The 23,276-nt window shown below is 71.6% G+C and carries 19 protein-coding genes; 2 read left to right on the top strand and 17 right to left on the bottom strand.

Translation table 11 applies throughout. The features are described 5' to 3' along the window. Positions 1–47: 47 nt before the first annotated feature. Positions 48–920 (bottom strand): IclR family transcriptional regulator, encoded by an 873-nt coding sequence (locus ACFQU3_RS06870; RefSeq protein ID WP_385908032.1) that lies wholly within the window; start codon positions 918–920, stop codon positions 48–50. Positions 921–1,111: 191 nt separating this feature from the next. Between ACFQU3_RS06870 and aceB the strand changes: the two genes are divergently transcribed. Next, a complete protein-coding gene (aceB, locus tag ACFQU3_RS06875) occupies positions 1,112–2,734 on the top strand; it encodes a malate synthase A (RefSeq protein ID WP_385908034.1) in 1,623 nt (540 codons plus the stop codon). 18 nt (positions 2,735–2,752) lie between these two features. On the opposite strand, the gene guaD is transcribed toward aceB, so the two are convergent. The 15 genes from guaD to ACFQU3_RS06950 all read right to left on the bottom strand — a co-directional run bounded on the left by guaD (position 2,753) and on the right by ACFQU3_RS06950 (position 21,736). Further along, positions 2,753–4,042, bottom strand: coding sequence for a guanine deaminase (gene guaD, locus ACFQU3_RS06880; protein WP_385908036.1), 1,290 nt, complete (start codon positions 4,040–4,042; stop codon positions 2,753–2,755). Continuing rightward, positions 4,039–4,899, bottom strand: coding sequence for a xanthine dehydrogenase accessory protein XdhC (gene xdhC, locus ACFQU3_RS06885; protein ID WP_385908038.1), 861 nt, complete (start codon positions 4,897–4,899; stop codon positions 4,039–4,041). The genes guaD and xdhC overlap by 4 nt, the downstream gene beginning before the upstream one ends. Further along, positions 4,896–7,379: a xanthine dehydrogenase molybdopterin binding subunit gene (gene xdhB / locus ACFQU3_RS06890; RefSeq protein WP_385908040.1), complete on the bottom strand. Its 2,484-nt coding sequence runs from the start codon at positions 7,377–7,379 to the stop codon at positions 4,896–4,898. The genes xdhC and xdhB overlap by 4 nt, the downstream gene beginning before the upstream one ends. Continuing rightward, on the bottom strand, positions 7,376–8,890 hold the full coding sequence (locus ACFQU3_RS06895; protein WP_385908042.1) for a xanthine dehydrogenase small subunit: 1,515 nt from the start codon (positions 8,888–8,890) through the stop codon (positions 7,376–7,378). Before ACFQU3_RS06895 ends, xdhB begins: the two co-directional genes overlap by 4 nt. 197 nt (positions 8,891–9,087) lie before the next feature. Beyond that, positions 9,088–9,921 carry a bifunctional allantoicase/(S)-ureidoglycine aminohydrolase gene (locus tag ACFQU3_RS06900; protein ID WP_385908044.1) on the bottom strand — a complete coding sequence of 278 codons (834 nt, stop codon included), beginning with the start codon at positions 9,919–9,921 and terminating at the stop codon, positions 9,088–9,090. Continuing rightward, a complete protein-coding gene (allB, locus tag ACFQU3_RS06905) occupies positions 9,918–11,282 on the bottom strand; it encodes an allantoinase AllB (protein WP_385908046.1) in 1,365 nt (454 codons plus the stop codon). The genes ACFQU3_RS06900 and allB overlap by 4 nt, the downstream gene beginning before the upstream one ends. Beyond that, the gene (locus ACFQU3_RS06910; protein ID WP_385908048.1) at positions 11,264–12,478 is read right to left on the bottom strand and encodes a glycerate kinase; all 1,215 of its coding nucleotides are present in this window, start codon (positions 12,476–12,478) and stop codon (positions 11,264–11,266) included. The genes allB and ACFQU3_RS06910 overlap by 19 nt, the downstream gene beginning before the upstream one ends. 20 nt (positions 12,479–12,498) lie before the next feature. Further along, on the bottom strand, positions 12,499–14,277 hold the full coding sequence (gcl, locus tag ACFQU3_RS06915; RefSeq protein WP_385908050.1) for a glyoxylate carboligase: 1,779 nt from the start codon (positions 14,275–14,277) through the stop codon (positions 12,499–12,501). Between the two features lie 77 nt (positions 14,278–14,354). Further along, positions 14,355–15,239 (bottom strand): 2-hydroxy-3-oxopropionate reductase, encoded by an 885-nt coding sequence (locus ACFQU3_RS06920; RefSeq protein ID WP_385908052.1) that lies wholly within the window; start codon positions 15,237–15,239, stop codon positions 14,355–14,357. A gap of 16 nt (positions 15,240–15,255) precedes the next feature. Next, positions 15,256–16,131: a hydroxypyruvate isomerase family protein gene (locus ACFQU3_RS06925; protein ID WP_385908054.1), complete on the bottom strand. Its 876-nt coding sequence runs from the start codon at positions 16,129–16,131 to the stop codon at positions 15,256–15,258. Between the two features lie 262 nt (positions 16,132–16,393). After that, a complete protein-coding gene (uraH, locus tag ACFQU3_RS06930; RefSeq protein ID WP_385908056.1) occupies positions 16,394–16,720 on the bottom strand; it encodes a hydroxyisourate hydrolase in 327 nt (108 codons plus the stop codon). After that, positions 16,720–17,286, bottom strand: coding sequence for a 2-oxo-4-hydroxy-4-carboxy-5-ureidoimidazoline decarboxylase (gene uraD, locus ACFQU3_RS06935; protein WP_385908058.1), 567 nt, complete (start codon positions 17,284–17,286; stop codon positions 16,720–16,722). Before uraD (ACFQU3_RS06935) ends, uraH begins: the two co-directional genes overlap by 1 nt. After that, the gene (gene uraD, locus ACFQU3_RS06940; RefSeq protein WP_385908060.1) at positions 17,283–19,238 is read right to left on the bottom strand and encodes a 2-oxo-4-hydroxy-4-carboxy-5-ureidoimidazoline decarboxylase; all 1,956 of its coding nucleotides are present in this window, start codon (positions 19,236–19,238) and stop codon (positions 17,283–17,285) included. Before uraD (ACFQU3_RS06940) ends, uraD (ACFQU3_RS06935) begins: the two co-directional genes overlap by 4 nt. A 20-nt stretch (positions 19,239–19,258) precedes the next feature. Beyond that, the gene (gene pucL, locus ACFQU3_RS06945; RefSeq protein WP_385908062.1) at positions 19,259–20,179 is read right to left on the bottom strand and encodes a factor-independent urate hydroxylase; all 921 of its coding nucleotides are present in this window, start codon (positions 20,177–20,179) and stop codon (positions 19,259–19,261) included. A 225-nt stretch (positions 20,180–20,404) separates the two neighbouring features. Then, the gene (locus tag ACFQU3_RS06950) at positions 20,405–21,736 is read right to left on the bottom strand and encodes a DUF6986 family protein (protein ID WP_385908064.1); all 1,332 of its coding nucleotides are present in this window, start codon (positions 21,734–21,736) and stop codon (positions 20,405–20,407) included. A gap of 159 nt (positions 21,737–21,895) precedes the next feature. Here ACFQU3_RS06950 and ACFQU3_RS06955 point away from each other — a divergent pair, with 159 nt between their 5' ends. Next, positions 21,896–22,819, top strand: coding sequence for a universal stress protein (locus tag ACFQU3_RS06955; protein ID WP_385908066.1), 924 nt, complete (start codon positions 21,896–21,898; stop codon positions 22,817–22,819). A 2-nt stretch (positions 22,820–22,821) separates the two neighbouring features. Here the strand turns inward: ACFQU3_RS06955 and ACFQU3_RS06960 are convergent, their stop codons facing one another. Continuing rightward, positions 22,822–23,256 (bottom strand): SRPBCC domain-containing protein, encoded by a 435-nt coding sequence (locus ACFQU3_RS06960; protein ID WP_385908068.1) that lies wholly within the window; start codon positions 23,254–23,256, stop codon positions 22,822–22,824. Positions 23,257–23,276 lie beyond the last annotated feature (20 nt).

Raw genomic sequence — 23,276 nt, forward strand, 5'->3', positions numbered from 1 at the left:
GGGCCGCCCGGCATACGCGGGCTGCGAGACGTGACGGTGCGCGACCTTCAGTCGCGCGTGTGCAGCTCGGCGGCGACGGCCTCGGCGGCCGCCCGCAGCGGGCGGACCGCCTTCTCGACGTTGCTGTCGCTCATGCGCGTGAGCGGCCCCGACATCGAGATCGCGAGCCGGCTGTCGCCGGGGACTGCCACGGCCACGCAACGCACGCCGAGCTCCTGCTCCTCGTTGTCGAGTGCGTAGCCGCGGCTGCGGGTGCGCTCGATCTCGGCGATGAACTCGTCGGGCGTGGTGATCGAGTGCTCGGTGCGGCTCGCCATTCCCGTGCGACTGAGGAGCCCACGGATCACGTCGTCGTCGCACGAGGCGAGGATGGCCTTCCCGACCGCCGTCGTGTGCGGGTCGACGCGGCGGCCGACCTCGGTGAACATCCGCATGGAGTTCTGCGACGGCATGACCTGACCGACGTAGACGACCTGGTCTCCATCGAGCATGGCCAGGTTGACCGACTCGCCGAGCTCGGCGACCACCGCCGACAGGTGGGGTCGAGCCCAGGTGGCAAGACGCCGGGACGTCGTCTCGCCCAGGCGGATGAGGCGCGGCCCGAGGGCGTACTGGCGGGAGGGCTCCTGCCGCACGTAGCCGAGGTCGACGAGGGTGCGTACGAGCCGGTGGATCGTCGGCAGGGGGAGGTTGGTGCCGGACGCCAGCTGCGACAGGCTGATCACCCCGCCCGCGTCGGCGATCGTCTCGAGGATGGCGAAGGCGCGGTCGAGCGACTGCACGCCGCCGGACGCCTTGGTGCCGTTGCCCGCGCCCGATCGGGCGTCCCGGCCGGACGCGGACGAGCTCGCGCTCGACGCGGCGCTGGAGCGGGCACTGGAGAGGGCACTCGATCGCGCTCCGGTCGTGCGTGCGGGCATGCGGTCCTACCTGTCGGCTCGTCGTCTCACGCACAGAAGCCTGTTTGTGAGAAATGTTTTCCGTATGATGAAATCATAGCCCAGCGAGGTCCGGCACTGGCTGGACCGTCCGCCTCGAACCAAGTCTCGCAGGGAGAGCGGCGACGCCTCCGGAGCGGGGCCGCGTGTCCGACCAGCAGCAAGGAGCGAGCATGGCAGCCAGCGGGACCCTCACCGTCGACGGACCGGCCGTGGAGCGCAGCGACGAGGTGCTGACGCCCGACGCGCTCGACTTCGTGGCCGATCTGCAGCGCCGGTTCGGCGCGAGGCGGGACGAGCTTCTCCGCGCCAGGGTGGCTCGTCGAGAGGCGCTCGCGGCCGGAGACACGCTCGACTTCCTGCCCGAGACGGCAGACGTCCGGGCGGGCGACTGGACCGTCCCCGCACCGCCCGCTGCCCTGCTCGACCGCCGGGTCGAGATCACGGGGCCAACCGACCGCAAGATGGCGATCAACGCCCTCAACAGCGGCGCCAAGGTGTGGCTCGCCGACCTCGAGGACGCCAACACGCCGCACTGGCGCAACGTCGTCGGAGGCCAGGTGACGCTGCGCGACGCCGTCCGCGGGACCATCGCGTACACGAGCCCGGAGGGCAAGCACTACGCGCTGCGCGACGCCGACGCCACGCCCGTCATCGTGCCCCGGCCACGGGGATGGCACTTCGACGAGGCGCACGTGACCCTCGACGGGGCGCCCGTCGTCGCAGCCCTGCTGGACTTCGGCCTTTTCACCTTCCACAACGCGCACGAGCTGCTCCGCCAGGGCCGCGGCCCGTACTTCTACCTGCCGAAGATGGAGTCCCACCTGGAGGCGAGGCTCTGGGACGACGTCTTCACCCACGGCGAGGAGGCCCTCGGCCTCGACCACGGGACGATCAGGGCCACGGTGCTGATCGAGACGATCACCGCCGCGTTCGAGATGGACGAGATCCTCTACGAGCTGCGTGACCACGCCGCGGGCCTCAACGCCGGACGGTGGGACTACCTCTTCTCGATCATCAAGAACTTCCGGGACGCCGGCCCAGCCTTCACGCTGCCCGACCGCAACGACGTGACGATGAACGCACCGATGATGAAGGCCTACAGCGACCTCCTCGTCGCGACGTGCCACCGCCGGGGCGCCATGGCGATCGGTGGGATGGCGGCGTTCATCCCGAGCCGCCGCGACGCCGAGGCGAACGAGCGGGCCTTCGCCAAGGTCCGCGCGGACAAGAGCCGCGAGGCGAGCGCCGGCTTCGACGGGTCCTGGGTCGCACACCCCGACCTCGTCGAGCTGTGCGCCGAGGTGTTCGGCGAGAGCCTCGGCGGCCGCCCCAACCAGCTGGACCGGCAGCGCCCGGACGTGTCCGTGCAGGCGGGCGACCTGCTCGCCGTCGCCGCCACGCCGGGTGACCGCACGACGGCAGGCCTGCGCGGCAACGTGTCCGTGGGCATCCAGTACCTCCACGCCTGGCTGGCGGGCAACGGAGCCGCCGCCATCGACAACCTCATGGAGGACGCCGCCACCGCCGAGATCTCCCGTTCGCAGGTCTGGCAGTGGCTGCACAACGACGTGACGCTGGACGGCGGTGTGACGGTGACAGCCGACCTCGTCGGGCAGGTGGTGGCCGAGGAGTATGCCGCCCTCCGGGCTGCCGTGGGCGAGGAGCCCTTCGACGCGGACCCCCTCTGGGGCCTGGCGCGCGAGCTCTTCGTCGGCAGCGCGGTCTCCGACGACTTCCCTGACTTCCTCACCCTGCCCGCCTACCGTGCCGTCCTCGCCGGCGAGCGGTCCTGAGCCGGCCTCGGCGCTCTCCTAGCCCTTGAGGCGGTCGCCGCCGACCCAGACCCCTGCCAGGTCGGACGCGCCGGCGAGCGCGAACGTCTTGGCGAGGGCGTCCTCCGCGCACGCGGCGTGACGCAGGCCCACGTCGAGCGGGTCGCCGGCCGCCGGGCGCACCCACACGGCGTCGAACTGCTTGCCCACCGAGAGGTCGCCGACGTGGTCGTCGAGACCGAGGGCGAGCGCACCCGCCCGGGTCGCCAGGTGCAGCAGGTCCGGAGCCGTGAGCGGCAGGCCCTCGGCCCCGAGCAGCTGCTGCATGAAGTAGGCCTGCAGCCCCTCCTTGAACAGCGAGAAGCCGGTCCCGGCGCCGACGTCCGAGCCGAGCGCGACCCGGACGCCGTGCTCGGCGTGGGCCCGCAGCGGGAAGAGACCGCTGCCGAGGGCGGCGTTGCTTGTCGGGCAGTGCGCCACCGCGGCCCCCTGCGAGGCGAGGACCGTCAGCTCACGGTCGGTCGGGTGGACGTTGTGCGCGAGCACCGTGCTCGGACCCACCAGACCGTGGCGGTCGTACGTGTCGACGTAGTGCTCGGCATCGGCGAACAGCCGGGCCACGGCCGCGACCTCGGCCGCGTTCTCGTTGACGTGCGAGGTGAACCAGGTACCTGGCACGTCCTTGAGCACGGCTCGGCACGAGTCGAGCAGGTCGTCACTCGCGGAGTACGAGAAGCGCGGCGTCACGGCATACCTCGCGCGGCCGCGCCCGTGCCAGCGGCCGGCGAGCGCGACGGCCTCGTCGTACGTCCGCTCCGGCGTGCTGAGGAGCGCGTCGGGCAGCGAACGGTCGCTCACCACGAGCCCGGCCGTGACGCGAACGCCGACCCGCTCGACCTCCTCGAAGAGCGCGTCGACGGCAGTCGCGAAGTGCGAGCCGAAGACGAGTGCGGTCGTGGTACCCGCGGAGACCAGGCCCGCGACGAACTCCGTCGCCACCTCGCGCGCGTAGGTCACCGACTCCAGCCGGGCCTCCTCCGGCAGCGCGCTCCGGTCGAGCCACTGCAGCAGCGGCATCCCGAGGGCGCCGATGGCGCGGACCTGAGGGAAGTGGACGTGCGTGTCGACGAGGCCGGGGAGCACGATGCCCTCGCGTAGGTCCACGACGTCCTCACCCGGGTGCCGCCCCAGGACGTCCGCGGCGGTGCCCCGCTCGACGATCGTCCCGTCGACGACGCGAAGGGCGATGTCGGCGTCGGCGCGCAGGACGTTGCCCGTCGGGCCGTCCCCGTCTGGGGTGTCGAGGAACGTGCCCCGGTAGATCGTCACGAGGTCGCCTCCGAACGGTCCCCAGCCGGAGCGGCCGACGCCGACGCCGAGGACGACGCCGGAGAGGCGGCGAACCTGCGCAGGAGATCGGCGGCCACGCTCACGGCGATGGTCGCCGGGTCCTTGCCGACGACGTCGGGCAGCCCGATGGGAGTAGTGATCCGGGACAGCGCCGCGTCGTCGTGACCCTCGCGGCGCAGGAGCACCTCGAAGCGACGCCACTTGGCCGACGACCCGATGAGGCCGATCGAGCCGAGGTGGCCGCTGCGCAGGGCCATGTCGCACAGCGCGGCGTCCTCGGCGTGGTCGTGGGTCATGACGAGCACGTGGGTGCCGCTCGGGACCTGGCCCAGCACGACCTCGGGCACGGGTGAGTGGTGCACGTGGATGCGGGCGACCGCGTCACCGAGCACGGTGAGCCGGCGCGGCTCGACGTGCTCGGCCCGCGAGTCGACGAGGTGCAGCTCGAGGTCGTGGCGCGCGAGGATGCGGGCGAGCTCGAGCCCGACGTGACCGACGCCGAAGATCGCGACGGCCGGTACGACGGCCAGCGGCTCCAGCAGGAGGGTCACCTCACCGCCGCAGCACTGCTGCCCGTGCTCGCTCGGTGCCTTGTCGCTCAACGACATCGTCATGGTCTGCGGCACGGTCTCGCCGCGGGCGATGAGCGCGCGGGCGCGCTCGACGGCCGTCGCCTCGAGGTTGCCGCCGCCGATGGTGTCCCACACGTCGTCGCTGGCCACGACCATCTTGGCCCCGGCCTCGCGGGGGGCGTGGCCGCGGACGGCAGTCACGGTCACGAGGACGCCGGCGCGCCTCTCACGGCGCAGCGCCTCGACGGCGCGCACCCAGTTCATCGTCCTGCTCCGGCCGTGACGCCGGCGGAGACCTGCTCGGAGTCGGGGCGCAGGCGCGGTGCGTCGTCCGACGGCTGCTCGGGGGCCGGCGCGTGGTCACCGAGGGTCATCCCGGCGCTCGCCGCGTGCTCGGTCGCGCGGTCGGCGGCGTGCTGGGCACGGGCTGACTCGATGGCCCAGTAGACGGCCTCCGGCGTGGCCGGTGAGGCGAGGTCGACGCTCGTGCCCTCGGGCCCGAACGCCGCGGCGGCCTGGCGCAGCGCCTCGCGCACCGAGAAGGCGAGCATGAGGGGCGGCTCCCCGACCGCCTTGGAGCCGTAGACCGCTCCCTCCTCGTGAGCGTGCTCGAGCAGCGACACGTTGAACACCTCGGGCATCTCGGAGAAGGACGGGAGCTTGTAGGTGCTCGCCGACTGGGTGGCGAGCCGGCCCCGTGCGGGTCCGTCGCTCTCGTCCCAGCGGAGGTCCTCGAGCGTGAGCCACCCGGCGCCCTGGACGAAGCCACCCTCGATCTGGCCGACGTCGACGAGAGGCGAGAGGCTGTCGCCGACGTCGTGCACGATGTCGACTCGGAGGGTCCGGTATGCGCCGGTGTAACCGTCGACCTCCACCTCGGTGGCGGCCACGCCGTAGGCGAAGTACTTGAACGGCGACCCCTGCATCTGTGAGGAGTCCCAGTGCAGGCCCTCGGTCCGGTAGAAGCCGGCCGCCCAGAGCTGGACGCGTTGGAAGTACGCCCGCTCGACGAGGTCATCCCATGCGATCTGCTCGCCGGCGCCTCCCACGGCGTGCGCGATGCCGTCGTCGAAGCGCACGTCACCCGGGTGCACGCCGAGGGTGCCGGCAGCGACCTGCGCCAGCCGTTCACGGATCTGCTCGCACGCGTTCTTGACCGCACCGCCGTTGAGGTCGGCGCCCGAGCTCGCCGCAGTGGCAGACGTGTTCGGCACCTTGTCGGTGCGGGTCGGCGCCAGTCGCACCCTGTGCAGCGGCACCCCGAGAGTCGTGGCAGCGACCTGCAGCATCTTCGTGTGCAGGCCCTGACCCATCTCCGTGCCGCCGTGGTTGATGAGGACGGAGCCGTCCTTGTAGACGTGGACGAGGGCTCCGGCCTGGTTGAAGGCGGTGAGGTTGAACGAGATGCCGAACTTCACCGGCGTGATCGCCAGGGCGCGCTTCGTGTCGTCGTGGCCGGCGTTGAACGCCTCGATCTCGGCCCTGCGCCGTTCGAGCTCACCGCCGGCGACGACGCTGTCCCAGGCCGTCACGAGCCGCTCCGGGTGCCGCACCGTCTGGCCGTAGGGCGTGCTCTGGCCGTCGACGTAGAAGTTGCGCCGCCTGAGCTCGGCGGGGTCGATCCCGAGCAGCGGGGCGCACCGGCCCAGGATGTCCTCGATGACGAGCATGCCCTGAGGTCCGCCGAACCCGCGGAACGCCGTCTGCGAGGTCTTGTGCGTCCGGGCGATGCGCCCGTTCACGCGGACGTCGGGGATCCAGTAGGCGTTGTCGATGTGGCACAGGGCCCGGGCGAGCACGGGCTCGGACAGGTCCAGGCTCCAGCCGCCGTCGGCCGTGAGGGTGGCGTCGAGGGCCTGGAGGCGCCCTTCCTCGTCGAACCCGACGCGCCACTCGGCGTGGAAGCCGTGTCGCTTGCCGGTCATGGTGATGTCCTGGGTCCGGTTGAGCCGCAGGCGAACCGGGCGACCGGTGAGGGTCGAGCCGAGGGCCGCGATGGCGGCCAGCCCGTGTGGCTGCATCTCCTTGCCCCCGAAGCCACCGCCCATCCGCAGGCACTGCACGGTGACCTCGTTGCTCGGGACGCCGAGGACGTGGGCGATGATCTCCTGGGTCTCGCTCGGGTGCTGGGTGCTCGACTGCGCGAAGATCTGGCCGTTCTCGTCGACGAGCGCGAGCGAGCAGTGGGTCTCGAGGTAGAAGTGCTCCTGCCCGGCGAACTCGATCTCGCCGCTGAGGACGCGGGCGGACCGGGCGAACGCGGCCTCGACGTCGCCCCGCTCGAGGCGTGGCTGAGCTCCCTGGAACGCCTCCGCGGCGATGGCCTCGCGGACGGTGACGATCGCGGGGTGGGGGTCGTAGTCGACCTCGACCGCGGCCGCGCCGAGGCGTGCGGCCTCGAGCGTCTCACCGAGCACCCAGCAGACGGCGTGGCCGACGTACATGACCTCGGTGGGGAAGAGCGGCTCGTCGTGCTTGACGCCGGCGTCGTTGACGCCCGGAACGTCGGCGGCGGTCAGGACCCGCACGACCCCGTCGACGGCGTAGGCGGGGTCGGTGCGGAGCGCCGTGACGGTGGCCCGGGCGTGGGGTGCCTGCACCGGCCAGGCATGCAGCACGTCGGCGGTGCGACCGACGAGGTCGTCGGTGTAGAGCGCGCGCCCGGTGACGTGGAGCGCTGCCGCCTCGTGCGGGATCTCTTGTCCGACAACGGGGTTCGTTGGTCGCTCGGAAAGCCGGCTCATGTTCCGACCTCCTCCTGCGTCGCGTGCTGGGCATGGAGCTTGAGCAGGGCCGTGCCGAGCATCGTGCTTCGGTAGGCCGCGCTGGCTCGGTGGTCGTCGAGTGGTGTGCCCTCGCGGCGCATCACCGCGGCCGCCTCGCGGACGACCCCCTTGCTCCACGCGCGGCCCTCGAGGGCGGCCTCAGTGGCCGACGCGCGGATCGGGGTGGCGGCGACACCGCCCAGGCCGATCCGGGCCCTGACGACGGTGCCGTCCTCGACGGTCACGGCGAAGCCCACGGCGACGCTGCTGATGTCGTCGAACCGGCGCTTCGCGATCTTGTGGAAGGCCGAGACGGGTGCGAGCGGCAGTGGGATCCGCACGGCGCGGATCACCTCGTCGGTGGTCCGGACCGTCTGCCGGTAGCCGGTGAAGTAGTCGGCCAGCGGCACCTCACGGTCTCCGCCGGGGGAGGCGAGGACGACGCCCGCCTCGAGGGCGAGGAGCGCCGGGGGCAGGTCGCCGATGGGGGAGCCGGTGCCGAGGTTGCCGCCGATCGTGGCGCCGTTGCGGATCAGGCGCGAGGCGAACTGGGGGAAGACCTCGGCGAGCAGCGGCACGCGCCCGGCCAGCCTGCTCTCGACCTCGGACAGGGTCAGGGCAGCACCGATCTCGATCGAGGTGTCGCCCACCTCGAGGCAGCGCAGCTCCTCGACCCGGTCGATCCCGATGACCTGGGGTGCTCTCACCCCGCGCAGGTTGACCTCGACGCCCCAGTCCGTCGAACCAGCGACGAGCACGGCGCCGGGGTGCTCGGCCATGAGGGCGAAGACGTCGGCGAGGTCGGCCGCTCGGGCGTAGCCGCCCGACGGCGCGCTGACCCGCGTCGCGACCGCTGTCGGTGCCGGCTGCCCCCGGCGGGCCGCGAGCACGTCGGACTCGCTGGGCTCACCCAACGCGTACGCGGCGTCGCGGATCGGCCGGTACCCGGTGCACCGGCACAGGTTGCCCGACAGGGCGTGCAGGTCGAAGCCGTTCGGTCCGTGCTCGTGCGCGGCACGCTGGTCGGGCTCCGTTGCGGTGGGCGCCTCGTCGTGTGCTGCGGCGCCGCTGCACCGGCCCGGGCGGTAGTACTCGGCCGCCATGCTGCACGCGAACCCCGGCGTGCAGTAGCCGCACTGCGAACCGCCACGCACGGCCAGCTCCTGCTGCACGGGGTGCAGCCTCGACGGGGTGCCCAGACCCTCGGCGGTCACGATCTCCTGGCCGTCGAGCGAGGCCGCCGGCACGAGGCACGCGTTGATGGCCGTCCAGGCGGTGCCCTCGGGCGTGCCACCCGTGCTGACGTCGGGGCGAGCGACCAGGATCGCGCACGCGCCGCACTCGCCCTCGGCGCAGCCCTCCTTCGCGCCGGTGAGCCCGCGCGACCGGATCAGGTCCAGCGCGGTAGTCCAGGCGGGCACGTCGTCGAGGCCGAAGCGCTCGCCGTTGACGGTGACCGACGGGGTCGGTGCGGTGGTCGAAGACGCCATTGTCCACTCCTCATGGTGCGAGGCACCGGGGTTCGACCGGTCGTGAAAGACGATCGGCCGCATGGTTGGGGGTGAACCGAGCCGCTGGTTATCCATGCAGAACAACGGTCGGGCGCTGCATCGATCGTACGCGGGGGCCCGCGTGAAGGGAAGGTTTGGCTCGGCTGTTATTCCACTATGTGGATATCAAGTTCCGGTCAGAGGAACTGGCGGGACAGCTTCGCGTGGCGGTTCACGTCTTTGTAGAGCAGGTACCGGAAGCGGCCCGGCCCACCCGCGTAGCAGGCCTGCGGGCAGAACGCGCGCAGCCACATGAAGTCACCCGCCTGCACCTCGACCCAGTCGTTGTTGAGCAGGTAGACCGCCTTGCCCTCGAGCACGTAGAGCCCGTGCTCCATGACGTGGGTCTCCGGGAAGGGGATCGCCCCGCCGGGCTCGAAGCTGACGATGGTGACGTGCATGTCGTGGCGCACGTCCATGGGGTCGACGAAGCGCTTCGTCGACCAGACGCCGTCCGTGCCGGGCATCGGCTCACCGGCGACGTCCGCCTCGTTCGTCACGAACGCCTCGGGCACCTCGATGCCCTCGACGGGCTCGTACGCCTTGCGCACCCAGTGGAACGTCGCCGGTGCGTCGGCCTCGTTGCGGAGGGTCCACGCCGCGCCCGGGGGCAGGAAGGCGTAGCCGCCCTCGGTGAGGTCGAAGGACTGGTCGTCGACGTCCAGCGTCAGGGCACCCCTCACGACGAACAGCACGCCCTCGGCGCCGGGGTCGAGCTCCGGCCGGCTGCTGCCTCCGCCGGGCGACACCTCGACGATGTACTGCGAGAACGTCTCGGCGAAACCGGACAGCGGCCGCGCGATGATCCACGTGCGGGTCTGGTCCCAGTGCGGCAGGGCGCTCGTGACGATGTCGCGCATCGTCCCGCGCGGCAACACGGCATACGCCTCGGTGAAGACGGCTCGGTCGGTCGTGAGGTCCGTCTGCGGCGGGAGCCCGCCGGTGGGGGAGTAGTACCTGGGCTGGTTCATGCGTCTCCTCTCCGCAGCAGCCGCCCACGCGGCGCTGCGTCGATGTCAACGGGTATGCCGTGCAGCCAGGTCTGGCGCACGACGCCCGTGAGCGTGCGGCCGGCATACGCCGACACGGGGTTCTTGTGGTGCAGGGCGGCCGGCTCGACGACGAACTCGTCGTCCGGGGCGAACACGGCCAGGTCGGCGTCGAGGCCCACGGCGATGCGTCCCTTGGCCGTGAGGCCGACCAGAGCGGCGGGGGCCTCGGCCATCCACCGGGCGACGTCCGGCAGGCCCAGGCCGCGGGCACGGGCGCCGGTCCACGTCGCCGCGAGGCCGAGCTGGAGCCCGGCGATGCCGCCCCAGGCCTTGCCGAAGTCGCCGCTGTCGAAGGCCTTGAGGTCGACCGTGCACGGTGAGTGGTCGGTGACGACGAGATCGATGTCGCCGCGAACGAGCCCGTCCCAGAGCCGGTCCCGGTTGGTGGCCTCGCGGATCGGCGGGCAGCACTTGAACTCGGTCGCCCCGTCGGAGATCTCCTCGGCGGCGAAGGTGAGGTAGTGCGGGCACGTCTCGACGCTGAGTGCGACCCCGTCGTCGCGGGCCGACCGGATCATCGGAAGGGCGTCGGAGCTCGACAGGTGGAGCACGTGAGCCCGGGCGCCGGTCCAGCGAGCCAGCTCGATGACCTGGGCGATGGCGAGGTTCTCGGCGCCGCGCGGGCGGGAGTGCAGGAAACCGGCATACGCCCTGCCGTCGGCCGGGTGCGCGTGCTCGATGGCGTGCGCGTCCTCGGCGTGCACGATCATGAGTGCGCCCAGGCGGGCCGTCTCGCGCATGGCCGCCTCGAAGTCGTCGGGCGGGAGGTGCGGGAACTCGTCGACGCCGGAGTGCAGCAGGAAGCACTTGAAGCCCAACACGCCCTCGTCGTGGAGCGGGCCGAGCTCCTCGAGGTTGCCCGGCACCGCTCCGCCCCAGAAGCCGACGTCGACGAACGCCTGGCCGCGCGCGACGTCGCGCTTCGCCTCCAGCGCGCGGACACTCGTCGTCGGAGGTACGGAGTTGAGGGGCATGTCGACGATCGTCGTGACCCCGCCACGGGCCGCGGCACGCGTGGCGCTCGTGAAGCCCTCCCACTCGGTGCGGCCGGGCTCGTTGACGTGCACGTGCGTGTCGACGAGGCCCGGAAGGAGCACCTCGTCGGGCCTCAGGTCGACGACGACGCGGGCCTCGAGCGTGTCCGCGGAGCGCTCCAGGTCATCGAGCGCCTCGGCCGTGCGGACCTCGACGACGCGCCCGTCCTGCACGCCGACGAGCGCGGCGGTGACGCGTCCGTCGACGACGGCGCGTGGTGCGCGGATCAGGGTGTCGAGAGCCATGCCGGGGACTCCTTCGTCGTGCCTTCGTGTCCGACCGTATGCCGTGCGGCCGAGCCCGGCGACCTCATGCGCGAAGCTCGCCCGAGGGACTGCGAGAGGCGCCGACCGATCGCCTCCAGGGCGGGTCCGGGCGCCGCGAGGGACGCCTCGACCGAACCGGCCTCGTCGGTCGTCGTGAGCACGTCGGCGAAGCCCGCGGCCGCCCACGTCTGCGGGTCGACCAGGCATCGGCCGGCGACCGCGACGACGGGCACGCCGGCCGCGCGCGCGGCCGCCGCGACCGCAGCAGGCGCCTTGCCGCGCAGGGTCTGCTCGTCGAGCGAGCCCTCCCCCGTGATGACGAGGTCGGCTCCGGTGAGCAGGTCGAGCAGCCCCGTGAGCTCGAAGACGAGCTCGGCCCCGGGTCTCGCGGCCGCCCCCAGAACGGCCGTGAGAGCGAACCCGACCCCACCGGCGGCTCCTGCTCCGGGGACGTCGCGGAGGTCGGCGCCCGTCGCCGACGCGACGACGTCGGCCCAGTGGCCGAGGGCGGCGTCGAGGCGGACGACGTCGACGGGGTCTGCCCCCTTCTGCGGACCGTAGACCGCTGCCGCGCCGTGTGGTCCGGTGAGCGGGTTGTCCACGTCGCAGGCGACGACGAGCTCGACCTGGCGGACCCGGCGGTGCAGGCCGCTGAGGTCGAGGGTCGTGACGCGAGCCAGCGCCGCGCCGCCCTCCGCGACCTCTCGTCCGTCTGCGTCCAGGGTCCGGGCTCCGAGGGCCCGCAGCAGGCCGGCCCCGCCGTCGGTGCCGGCGCTGCCGCCGACGCCGACGACGATGCGCCGGCAGCCCGCGTCGAGGGCTGCGACGATGACCTCACCGGTGCCGCGGCTCGTCGACGAGAGCGGTGCCGCACGTCCGTCGGGCAGACGGCCCAAGCCGCTGACGTCGGCGAGCTCGACGACGGCGTCGTCACCCCGGCGGGCCCACGACGTCGTCACCGGGACGCCGGTCGGGCCGGTCGCCCGGAGCCGCACGCGGTCGAAGCCGGCCGCGACGGCCGCGTCGACGGTGCCGTCACCGCCGTCAGCGACCGGGACCGTGACGACGTCGGCGCCCGGGCATCCCGCCAGGACACCCACGGCGAGGCAGGTCGCGACGGTGGCTGCGCTCAGGCTGCCCTTGAACTTGTCCGGGGCGATGACGACGCGAGGCATCGGCTCTCCTTCCTCGACGCTCAGTCGAGGTTCGCGTAGAGCGCGGTCGGGGCGTCGAGCTCGCTGAGGGCGAGCTCCTCGAACTCGGTGACGTTGCCGACCGAGGTCCCCATCGACACGTTGGTCACCCGCTCGAGGATGACCTCGACGATGACGGGCACCCGGTGCTCGACCATCAGCTTCTTCGCCTGCTCCAGCGCGGGCAGGATGTCGTCAGGCTCGGTGACGCGAATCGCCTTGCACCCCAGTCCTTCGGCGACCTTGACGTGGTCGACGCCGTAGCCGTTGACCTCCGGGGCGTTGACGTTGTCGAAGGAGAGCTGGACGCAGTAGTCCATGTCGAAGCCGCGCTGGGCCTGACGGATGAGCCCGAGGTACGCGTTGTTCACCAGCACGTGGATGTAGGGGATGTTGAACTGGGCGCCGACCGCGAGCTCCTCGATCATGAACTGGAAGTCGTAGTCACCGGACAGGGCCACGACGGTGGAGTCGGGGTCGGCCGTGGCCACCCCGAGGGCGGCGGGCACGGTCCAGCCGAGGGGTCCCGCCTGGCCGGCGTTGATCCAGTGGCGCGGCTGGTAGACGTGGAGCAGCTGGGCAGCCTGGATCTGGGAGAGGCCGATCGTGCTGACGTAGCGCACGTCGGCGCCGAAGGCCTTGTTCATCTCCTGGTAGACGCGCTGCGGCTTGATCGGCACGGCGTCGAAGTTCGTCTTGCGCCAGAGGGTGCGCTTGCGCTCGGCGCAGTCCGCCGCCCAGCCGGTGCGGTCGGGCAGACGACCAGCGTCACGGCGCTCGTGGGCCGCCTCGACGAACAGCTCGAGTGCCGCCTTCGCGTCGGAGACGATGCCGTAGTCGGGGGCGAAGACGCGCCCGATCTGGGTCGGCTCGATGTCGACGTGCACGAACGTGCGCCCCTGCGTGTAGGTCTCGAGGTCACCGGTGTGGCGGTTGGCCCACCGGTTGCCGATGCCGAGCACGAAGTCCGACGCGAGCAGCGTCGCGTTGCCGTAGCGGTGGCTCGTCTGGAGCCCGACCATGCCGACGTTGAGAGCGTGGTCGTCCGGGATCGTGCCCCAGCCCATGAGGGTCGGGACGACGGGCACGCCGGTCAGCTCGGCGAGCTCGACGAGCAGGTCGGCGGCGTCGGCGTTGATGATGCCGCCGCCGGCCACGATGAGCGGTCGCTCCGCCGACTCGAGCAGGTCGAGCGCCTTGTCGACCTGGCGTCGGCTCGCGGCCGGCTTGTAGACGGGCAGCGGCTCGTAGGTGTCGACGTCGAACTCGATCTCGGTCAGCTGCACGTCGATGGGCAGGTCGATGAGCACGGGCCCGGGGCGGCCGGACCGCATGAGGTGGAACGCCTGCTGGAAGGTGCCCGGCACCTGGGCGGCCTCGAGCACCGTCACCGCCATCTTCGTCAGGGGCTTGGCGATGGCGGCGATGTCGACGGCCTGGAAGTCCTCCTTGTGCAGCTTGGCGACCGGCGCCTGCCCGGTGATGCAGAGGATCGGGATGGAGTCGGCGCTCGCCGAATAGAGCCCGGTGATCATGTCGGTGCCGGCCGGACCGCTCGTGCCGACGCAGACGCCGATGTTGCCGGCCCTCGCGCGGGTCCAGCCCTCGGCCATGTGGGAGGCGCCCTCGACGTGCCGCGCGAGGGTGTGGTGCAGGCCCCCGTTGGTCTGCATCGCCTTGTAGAACGGGTTGATCGCTGCCCCCGGGAGGCCGAAGAGGTTGGTGATGCCCTCCTTCTTGAGGATCTCCACCGCTGCCTGGGCTGCTGTCATGCGTGCCATGTTCGTGTCCTTGCGTGGGCCACCCCACGGCATACGGCTGCTGTTCGGGCCGTATGCCGTCGGGCGAGGTCTGTCGGTCAGGCGGGCCGTTGGCCCGAGAGGCGCTGCACACCGCGGAGCAGGCCGGAGTGGTCGAGGCCGCCGTCGCCGTTGGCGCGGGCCGCGGCCATGAGCGTCGCGACGAGGTTGCCGAGCGGGAGTACGACGCCCGCCTCGCGGGCTGCAGAGCTGACGATGCCCATGTCCTTGTGGTGCAGGTCGATCCGGAAGCCGGGGTCGAAGGAGTCGGTCAGCATGTTGTCGCGCTTCTGGTCGAGCACCTTCGAGCCGGCGAGGCCGCCGCCGAGGACGGTGAGTGCCGCGTCGAGGTCGACGCCGTAGGCGCGGAGGAAGACGACGGCCTCCGCGAGCGCCTGGATGTTCGCCGCGACGATGAGCTGGTTCGCGGCCTTGACGGTCTGGCCGGCACCGTTGCCGCCGACGTGGACGACGGTGCCGCCGACCGTGTCGAGGATCGGCTTCGCCTCGGCGAAGTCCATATCGGAACCCCCGACCATGATCGACAGCGTCGCGTTGCGCGCCCCGGCCTCGCCGCCCGAGACCGGTGCGTCGAGCAGGCGGAAGCCCTTGGCGGCGGCCTCCGTCGCGAGCTCGGCGGTGACGTCGGGACGGATCGAGGAGAAGTCGATGACGAGGGTGCCGGGCTGGGCGTTCGCGAGGACGCCGTCGTCTCCGGTGAGGACCGCCTTGACGTCGGGCGAGTCGGGCACCATGACGGCGACGACGTCTGCGGCCTTGACCGCCTCGGCGATCGAGTCGGCGCCGCGCCCCCCGACCTCGACGAGCGGTCCGTAGCGGTCGGGGGTCAGGTTGTAGCCGACGACGTCGTAGCCGGCGTCGGCCAGGTGCACGGACATCGGGCTGCCCATGATGCCGAGTCCGATGAAGGCGATGGTGGTCATGTCGATCTCCTTGCGGTCAGTGGGATGTCTGGTGTGCGGGGGCGGTGAGCCAGGTGAGGCTCTCGGCCGTCGAGGTCGTCGGCGTGTACTCGAGGCCGACCCAGCCGGTGTAGCCGTGGTCGGCGAGAGCCTCGAGGTGGCGGTCGAGGTCCAGCCGCCCGGACCCCGGTTCGCCGCGGCCGGGCCAGTCGGCCACCTGGACGTGGGCCACCCGGTCGGCGTACGCGGTCACCGCGGAGTCCAGGTCGTCGCCGTTGTTGGCCAGGTGGAAGAGGTCGAGCAGGAAGCCGACGTTGTGCGCGCCCGCGGCCCGCACGTCGTCGACGACCGTGACGGCGTCGGCAGCCGTGCGCAGCGGGTAGGGCTTGGGACCGCTGACGGCCTCGACGAGGACCGTCGCGCCGATGCCGTCGGCCGCGTGGGCCGCGGCGATGATGCTCTCCCGGCCGAGCGCGTCCTGCTCCGCGGGCGTGGAGTCGCTGACGCGGTTGCCGTAGAGCGCGTTGAACGCGCTGACGCCGAGCCGCTCACCGATGCCGACGGCGACGTCGATGTTGTCCCGGAACTGCTTCACCCCGGAGGGGATCGAGAGCACGCCGCAGTCGGGGCCGGCCAGGTCGCCGGCGAAGAAGTTGAGCCCGGCCAGGCGCACACCGGCATCCCCGACGGCCCGGACGAGCTCCTCGACCTCGCGGTCGCCCGGCACCGGCTGCTCGGGCCACGGCCACCACAGCTCGATGGTGTCGAAGCCGGCGTCGCGGGCGGCCTGCGGGCGCTCGAGGAGGGGCAGCTCGGTGAAGAGCATCGAGCAGTTGGCCAGGTAGCGCAGGCCGGCGGGGGCGGCCGGGGCGGCCGGGGCGGCCGGGGTCCCGGAGGGCTGGTTCGTCGTCATCTCATCACTTCCGTAATGTGGAAACTAATTTCCGATATGCAAAACGGTAGGGCTCGAGACCCCGAGGGTCAAGGTCCGAGGTCTCGCTGTCCCACCTGGTGAACAGCGTTGTGCTGCAAGGGCCTACGACGTCACGAGTCGCCGCGCCACAGACACGTCGAATGGGCACTTTGCACCCGGGCCCGGGAACCCCGGTGCAAAGTGCCCACTCGACGGTGGTGGGTGGTGGGTGGTGGGTGGTGGGAAGCTGCCGGTGGGTGGCTCAGCTGCCGCGGTACGTGGAGTAGCCGAACGGGTTGAGCAGCAGCGGCACGTGGTAGTGCTCCTCGGCGTCGGCGACCGTGAACGCGATCGTCACCTCGGGGTAGAAGCCTCGGGTTCCGGTTGCCGCGAACCACGCACCGGTGTCGAAGCGGAGCCGGTAGTCGCCGGCGTCGAGCCGCTCGGGCCCGATCGAGGGGATGCGTCCGTCGGCGTCCGTCGTCCCGGTGCCGAGACTCTGCCCGGAAGCCGACTCGAGCGTGACCGTGAGGCCCTGCGCGGGACGCCCGGTGCTGGTGTCGAGGACGTGGGTCGAGAGCGTGCCCATCACAGCACCGACTCGAGCCGCAGCAGGGCGATCTCGCGCAGCTGGTCGACCGTCTCGGTCCGCTCTGCCTCGTCCCCGTTGCCCAGGCGCCGGCGCAGCTCGGCGAGGATCTCGTGTGCGGAGCGGCCCGCGGCGCGGATGAGGAAGACGCGGTCGAAGCGCTCCTCGTATGCCGTGTTGCCGGCCGCCAGCGCCGCCCGGACCTCGGTGTCGGCCGGGTCGACGCCCGCCTGCTCACGCGCCGAGAGCTCGGCGTCGTGCTGCGGGGCGCTGGCGCGCTCGCCGATCCGCGGGTGCCCGGCGAGCGCCGAGGCGAGCTCGCCGTCGTCGAGCCGGCGAGCTGCTCGGTCGGCGGCCTCGAACACGGCTGCGCGGGCGGCATACGGGCGTCCGGCGAGCACGTCGTCGGCCCAGCGGTCGACGCCGAGGCAGGCGAGCAGGCGGGCCCGCAGGGTGGCTGCCGGCTCCTCGTTGAAGGCCTCGAGGGTCCCCCCGGCCGCGGGGCTCGCGTCGGCCGCGGGGCTCGCGTCGGCCGCGGACGGGCTGGTGTCGGTCCGGTTGCTCATGCCATCTGGTCCACGTCGACGATGCGCGTACGCGCGCTGTGGATCGGGTTGGCGTCGGCGACGAGGTCGTCGAACCGGTAGGCCGCGATCTTGGAGATCTCGACGAGGGCCGCGGCATGCTCCTGGCTGGCGGAGTTGTTGAGGCGTTCCCAGCCGTGACGCAGGACCTGGGCGTAGGAGTCACGGTCACGCACGCACGTGACGAGCGGGACGCCGAAACGCTCACGGTACTGGCGCGTCAGCTCGGAGAGCTCCAGGTGGTCCTTCTCGTCGAGCCGCGTCAGGCCGCGGCTCGCCTGGTCGCGCAGCGAGTCCTCGCCCTCGTCGCCGCCGGCCACGCTCTCCGCGCCGAGGTCGGGGTAGGAGTCGATGAGCGCCAGCTGCTCCTCGGTCGTGGCGGAGAAGAGCGCCTCCTGGAACGCCTGGCGCAGGTCCTTCGTGTCGGCGAACGGGCGCTGGTCGTAGGCGCGCTCGACGACCCACGTCGGGCCCTGGAAGAGGCTGCCGAAGGTGTCGACGAACTGCTCCCGTGTCATCTCGTTGACCTCGCTGAGCCGGATCAGGGAGCCGGGGGTGCCTGCGACGGCGGGTCCGCGCCTCGACCCGACGTGGTGGAAGAGGAGGTTGAGCACGATCGCGGTGATGCTGCCGAGCGTGATGCCCGAGCCGAGGATGATCTGCGCCCAGTCGGGAACGGCCTTGGCGACGTCGGGCTGCGCGGTGACGTACATCGCGAGCCCGACGCTCGTGCCGACGATGACGACGTTGCGGTGGTCGTGGAAGTCCACGCGCGACAGGGTCTGGAAGCCGACGACGGCGACCGTGGCGAACATCGCGAGCGCGGCACCGCCGAGCACGGGGTGCGGGATGCCGGCGACGAGCGCCCCCGCCTTGGGGATGAGTCCGATGACGATCATGATCGCGCCGGCCATGGCCACGACGTAGCGGCTCTTGACCCGGGTCAGCCGCACGAGTCCGACGTTCTCGGCGAAGCACGTGTACGGGAAGGAGTTGAAGACGCCGCCGATCGTCGTGGCCATGCCGTCGGCTCGCAGCGCACGCGCGATGTCGTCGCGCTCGATGCGCTTCTCGACGATCTCGCCGGTGGCGAAGACGTCTCCCGTCGTCTCGACTGCCGTGATGAGCATGACGACGACCATCGAGATGATGGCTGCGACCGAGAACTTCGGCCAGCCGAAGTAGAACGGCGTGGTCACCCCGAACCATCCCGAGCTCGAGACGTCGGCGAAGTGGGCGTCTCCGAGCACCCAGGCGACGAGCGTGCCCGCGACGAGGCCGACCAGCACGGCGACCGTCGCCATGAACCCCTTGAAGACACGCTGGATCACGACGATGAGCGCGAGGGTGCCGAGGGCGTACGCCATGTTGCGCCCGCTCGCGGGGTCGAGGCCGGGCCCCGCGCCACCGACGGCGTCCGCCGCGGCGACAGGCAGCAGCGCGATGCCGATGATCGTGATGACCGAGCCGGTGACGACCGGGGGGAAGAAGCGGATCAGGCGGCTGAAGTACGGGGCGACGAAGAAGGTAAAGAGCCCCGCGACGATGACGGCGCCGTAGATGACGAGCAGTCCCTCGGTGCCGCCACCGGCCGCGAGGCCGATGGCGATCATGGGGGAGACGGCCGTGAACGTCACGCCCTGCAGCAGTGGCAGGCGCACGCCGATCTTCCAGAAGCCCACCGACTGGATGATCGAGGCGATGCCGCACGTGAAGAGGTCGGCGTTGATGAGGTGGATGAGCTCCTCGGTCGACAGGTCGATCGCGCTCGCGAGCAGGATCGGCACGATGACGGCCCCGGCGTAGAAGGCGAGGACGTGCTGGAAGCCGTAGACGAAGAGCTTCGGGGCGGGCAGGACCTCGTCGACGGGGTGGCGGGACCTGCGGGGGCGCGGGGACGGGGCCTGAGTGGCTCCGGTGGCAGCGGTGGTCATGGTGTGAATTCCCTTTCCGGTCAGCAGAAGCCGGGGGTTGCGAGCCAGGCCTCGGGGGCGGCCGGCACGTCGTCGCGCAGCACCGTCGCCTCGATGAGTCCGTAGGGCCGGTCGGCGGCGATGAAGACCTCGCCGTTGTTCTCGACGTCCGGGAAGGCGGAGAAGTCGACGAGGAAGTGGTGCTTGTTGGGAGCGGAGAACCGGATCTCGGCGATGTCGGAGTGCCGCTCCAGCACGGCCTGGCCCATCGCGTGCAGGGTCTCCTGCAGGGCGCGGCTGTACGTCGTCGCGAACACCTCGAGCAGGGTCTCGCGCACGCTCTCGAACGACTTGTTCCAGTCGCTGTCGGTGCCGACGTGGCGCCACCGGGCGACGAGAGACGTGGCGAGGATCCGGTCGTCGGTCTCGGCGAGGGTCGTGTACTCGTCCTTCAGGTAGCCCTTGAACTCCGAGCCCGTCGACTTGAGGACGACGAGGTCGGTGAGACCGGAGACGACATGCGTCGTCCGCTCGCCGGTCGTCTCGTGGCCGGGGCGCTCGACCGTGACGACCGTGGTGCGGGTGTCGCCGCCCCGGCGCACGAACGCGTGGTCGTGGCCGGTGTCGCCGACGGGGATGCGGTCCCACTGGTACTGCTCGACCTCGATGCGGGCGCCCGTGGCGGCGGGGGCGGCGTCGAGGAAGCGGCCGGCGAGGGCGAGTGCGTAGTCCTCGGGTGAGCTCACGCCGTGCTTCTTGGCATAGATGAAGGCGGTGTTCTTCTGCGTGTCCGTCGGAAGGATCTTCGACTGGTCGCCCGTCACGTGTGCGTCGGCGAAGTCACCGCGGAGCGACGTCGACACGTTGAGGTCGACGATCTCGTGGCGGGCGGTGTCTCGCGTGATGCGCACCACCCGGTTCTCAGCCTTGCCGTACTGGTTCGGTCCCAGAACGATGCTCATGTTTCAACTCCGTTGTCGATGCTGGCGGTTCTGTTTCGCGACGGTGCTTTCCAACAGGGTGCCGTGGTTGAGGTCGCGGTGGAGTGTGTTGCGCCTCCACTTGTCTGTGATTCCATGATGCGGAATTAAATTATCGAATAATGGAAGGATAGGCGGGGTCCTCCGGCGGCGTCAACGGGGCCGGGGAGCCGTCTCGCGTGCCGGGCGCGTCGCGCGTCAGGTGCCTCAGGCGCGGCGGGCCAGTCGGGCCAGGGCCGCACGGTCGAGTCCGCACCGCCTCACCGCATCGTCATCGTCGAGGGCGCCGCAGTCCAGGCCCCGAAGGACGAAGTCGGCGAGGGCGCGCGCTGTGGCCGGCTCGTCCATGAACGCCGACTCCCGCTGCGCGACGTAGTCATGCAGGCGCGTCGACGCCGCGGCGAAACCCTTGCGGTAGAAGGAGAACACGGCGGCGTACCGCGTCGGCAGCTGGGCCGGGTGCAGGTCCCACCCCTGGTAGTAGCCGCGCGCGAGGGAGCGGCCGACGAGCCGGTGGTGCAGGGCCCAGGCCGCGGCGACCGACTCGGGTCCGCCGACGGGGATGACGTTCGTCGACCCGTCGGAGAGCCGGACGCCCGTCTCGGCTGCGGCCACCTGCATGACGGCCTTGGCGTGGTCGGCCGCGGGATGGTCCATGGCCTGGAACTCGGCCGCGATACCGATGGAGGCGGAGTAGTCATACGTGCCGTAGTGCAGCCCGGTGCAGCGGCCGGCGGCCGCGTGGACCATCCGGGCGACGAGCGCCGTGCCGTCCGGGCCGAGGATCGACTGCGGCGTCTCGACCTGGATCTCGAAGCCGAGTGGAGTCGTCAGTCCGACCCCTGCCTCGATCCGCTGGGCTGCAAGCACCATGGCCTCGACCTGGTCGACGCTCGTCACCTTGGGCAGCGTGACCACGAAGCCGGTTGGGAGGGAACCGTCCTGACACAGCTGTTCGAGGAACCGGACCAGGGTGCGAAGACCCCGCCGCCGGGTCGGCGACTCGAACGACTTGAAGCGGATGCCCGTGAAGGGCGGGGCCGTTCCCTGCTCCATGGAGGAGCGCAGCTCTCGGGCTGCCCGATCGACGGCGGCGTCCTCCTCGGCGTCCGGGCGGGTGCCGTACCCGTCCTCGAAGTCGATCCTCAGGTCCTCGACGGGCTCGCTCGCGAGCTTGCGGCGGACCGCCTCCTCGAGGGCGTCGTCACCGACGATGCGGGCGAACGCGTCGTGGTGCAGGTCGACCGCGGCGGTCGCCGCGGCGCCCCAGGCCGCTGTGAGGCCGGCGTCGTAGCGGTCGGCCGGGACATAGACCGTGTGCACGGGCTGCCGACCCGCCCGCGGCCCGGGAAAGCGTCGGGCGAGCTCCCGGTCCGCGTCGCGGAGGCGCTCGTCGAGCGCATCGGCGAGCGCCGCCACGTCGACCCCCGCTCCCCGGGCTTGGTGGTCGGTGGTCTGGTCGGTGGTCTGGTGGGACGGCTGGTCGGTGGGCTGGTCGGTGGGCTGGTCGGTGGGCTGGTCGGTGGGCTGGGTCGGCATGGCTCAACTCTCTCGCAGTTTCTGTTCTGCGGATAATAACTTCTGCAATGTGGAAGTCAACGCACGCTCAAGGGAGGAACGGCGCCCACGGACCGGGGTGGAGAGACGATGGAGATGGCCGGTGGATCGGCCCCGGCCTCATCCGAGGAGGCACCCACCATGAACGGCCAGGTTCGGACCAGGCACGGCATCGTCGTCGGCTACGACGGCTCGACGGGATCACGGCTCGCGCTGACGTGGGCCGCGGAGACGGCCCGACTCCGGGGAGCGCATCTCACGCTGGTGCACGGCGTCGACGTGACGACCGTCCCCGCGCGCCCAGCCATGGACCATTCGCCGGTGGAGCCGTCGTACGAGAGTGCGGCGAAGGCTCTCGTCGACGAGGGTGCGGAGCGCGTCGGACGCCTGCTGGACGCCTCGCGCGTCGAGACCCAGTACTGGCTGGGCAGCTCGGCCGCCCAGCTCGTGGAGATGTCCAGGGACGCTGACCTCGTCGTCGTCGGCAGCAGGGGCCGCGGCCGACTGCTGGCGGGCCTCCTCGGCTCGACGTCGTACTCCGTCGCCGCCCACGCGCACTGCCCCGTCGTCGTGGTCCGCGGACCGGGAGGGCACGACACCCAGGACATGCGCGCGCCTGCGCGCCCCGGCCCGGAGCGCGACGTCGTCGTGGGAGTGGACGACTCCGACGCCGCGGCACGCGCCGTCGACGCTGCGGCCGTCGTGGCCGAGCAGGAGACGGCCACCTTGCACATCGTCCGTGTCGCGCGCTCGCCCTCGATGGAGGCCTGGACCTACGCCGAGACGGCCAGGGGCGGCACGGAGGAGACGCACGCGATCCGCGACCATGCCGAGCAGTCCGTGACGCGCTCGGCGGACCGCGTGCGTGCGCAGCACCCCGAGGTCGAGGTGACCACCGAGGTGCTCTACGGCGATCCCGGACAGTCGCTCGCCGACCTGGGGGCGACCGCCGGGCTCATCGTCGTCGGCTCGCGCGGGCACGGAGGATTCACCGGGATGCTGCTCGGCTCGGTGAGCCACCGCGTCATCCACGACGCGACCTGCCCGGTGATGGTCGTGAGGTGACCTCAGGCGTCGAGGGTCTGTGCGAACCGGCCGAGTGCGTCGTCCCAGCGTGACTTGTCGCCGGCGCCGTCCTCGGCGATGCCCTGGCCCTCGTGGTAGAGGTCGACGCGCGTGCCGTCACCGTCCGGCTTGAGCTGGAGGTCGACGATGCTGAGGGGGCCGTCCTCGTGCGGGTGCCACGAGACGCGAATCTGCTCCAGCGGGTGGTAGCTGCGCACCACGCCGTGGGGTCCCTCGGCGCTGTGCCAGGACTCTCCCTTGCTGCCGAGCGTGACGCCCGGGCCGAGCAGGGCCTCGGTGCCACGTGCACTGATCAGGTGCTGCCACACCTGCGGGACTGGCGCACCCAGCGTGACGCTCGAGTGCACGCCCGCAGGAGATCCCTCGAAGTCCGCGTCCTCGGCGTACTCGGGGATCGACTGGGTTGAACTGCTCATGGGTACCTCCGTGTCGCTCG

Source organism: Terrabacter sp. GCM10028922 (genome assembly GCF_042666095.1).
Taxonomy (GTDB): Bacteria; Actinomycetota; Actinomycetes; order Actinomycetales; family Dermatophilaceae; genus Terrabacter.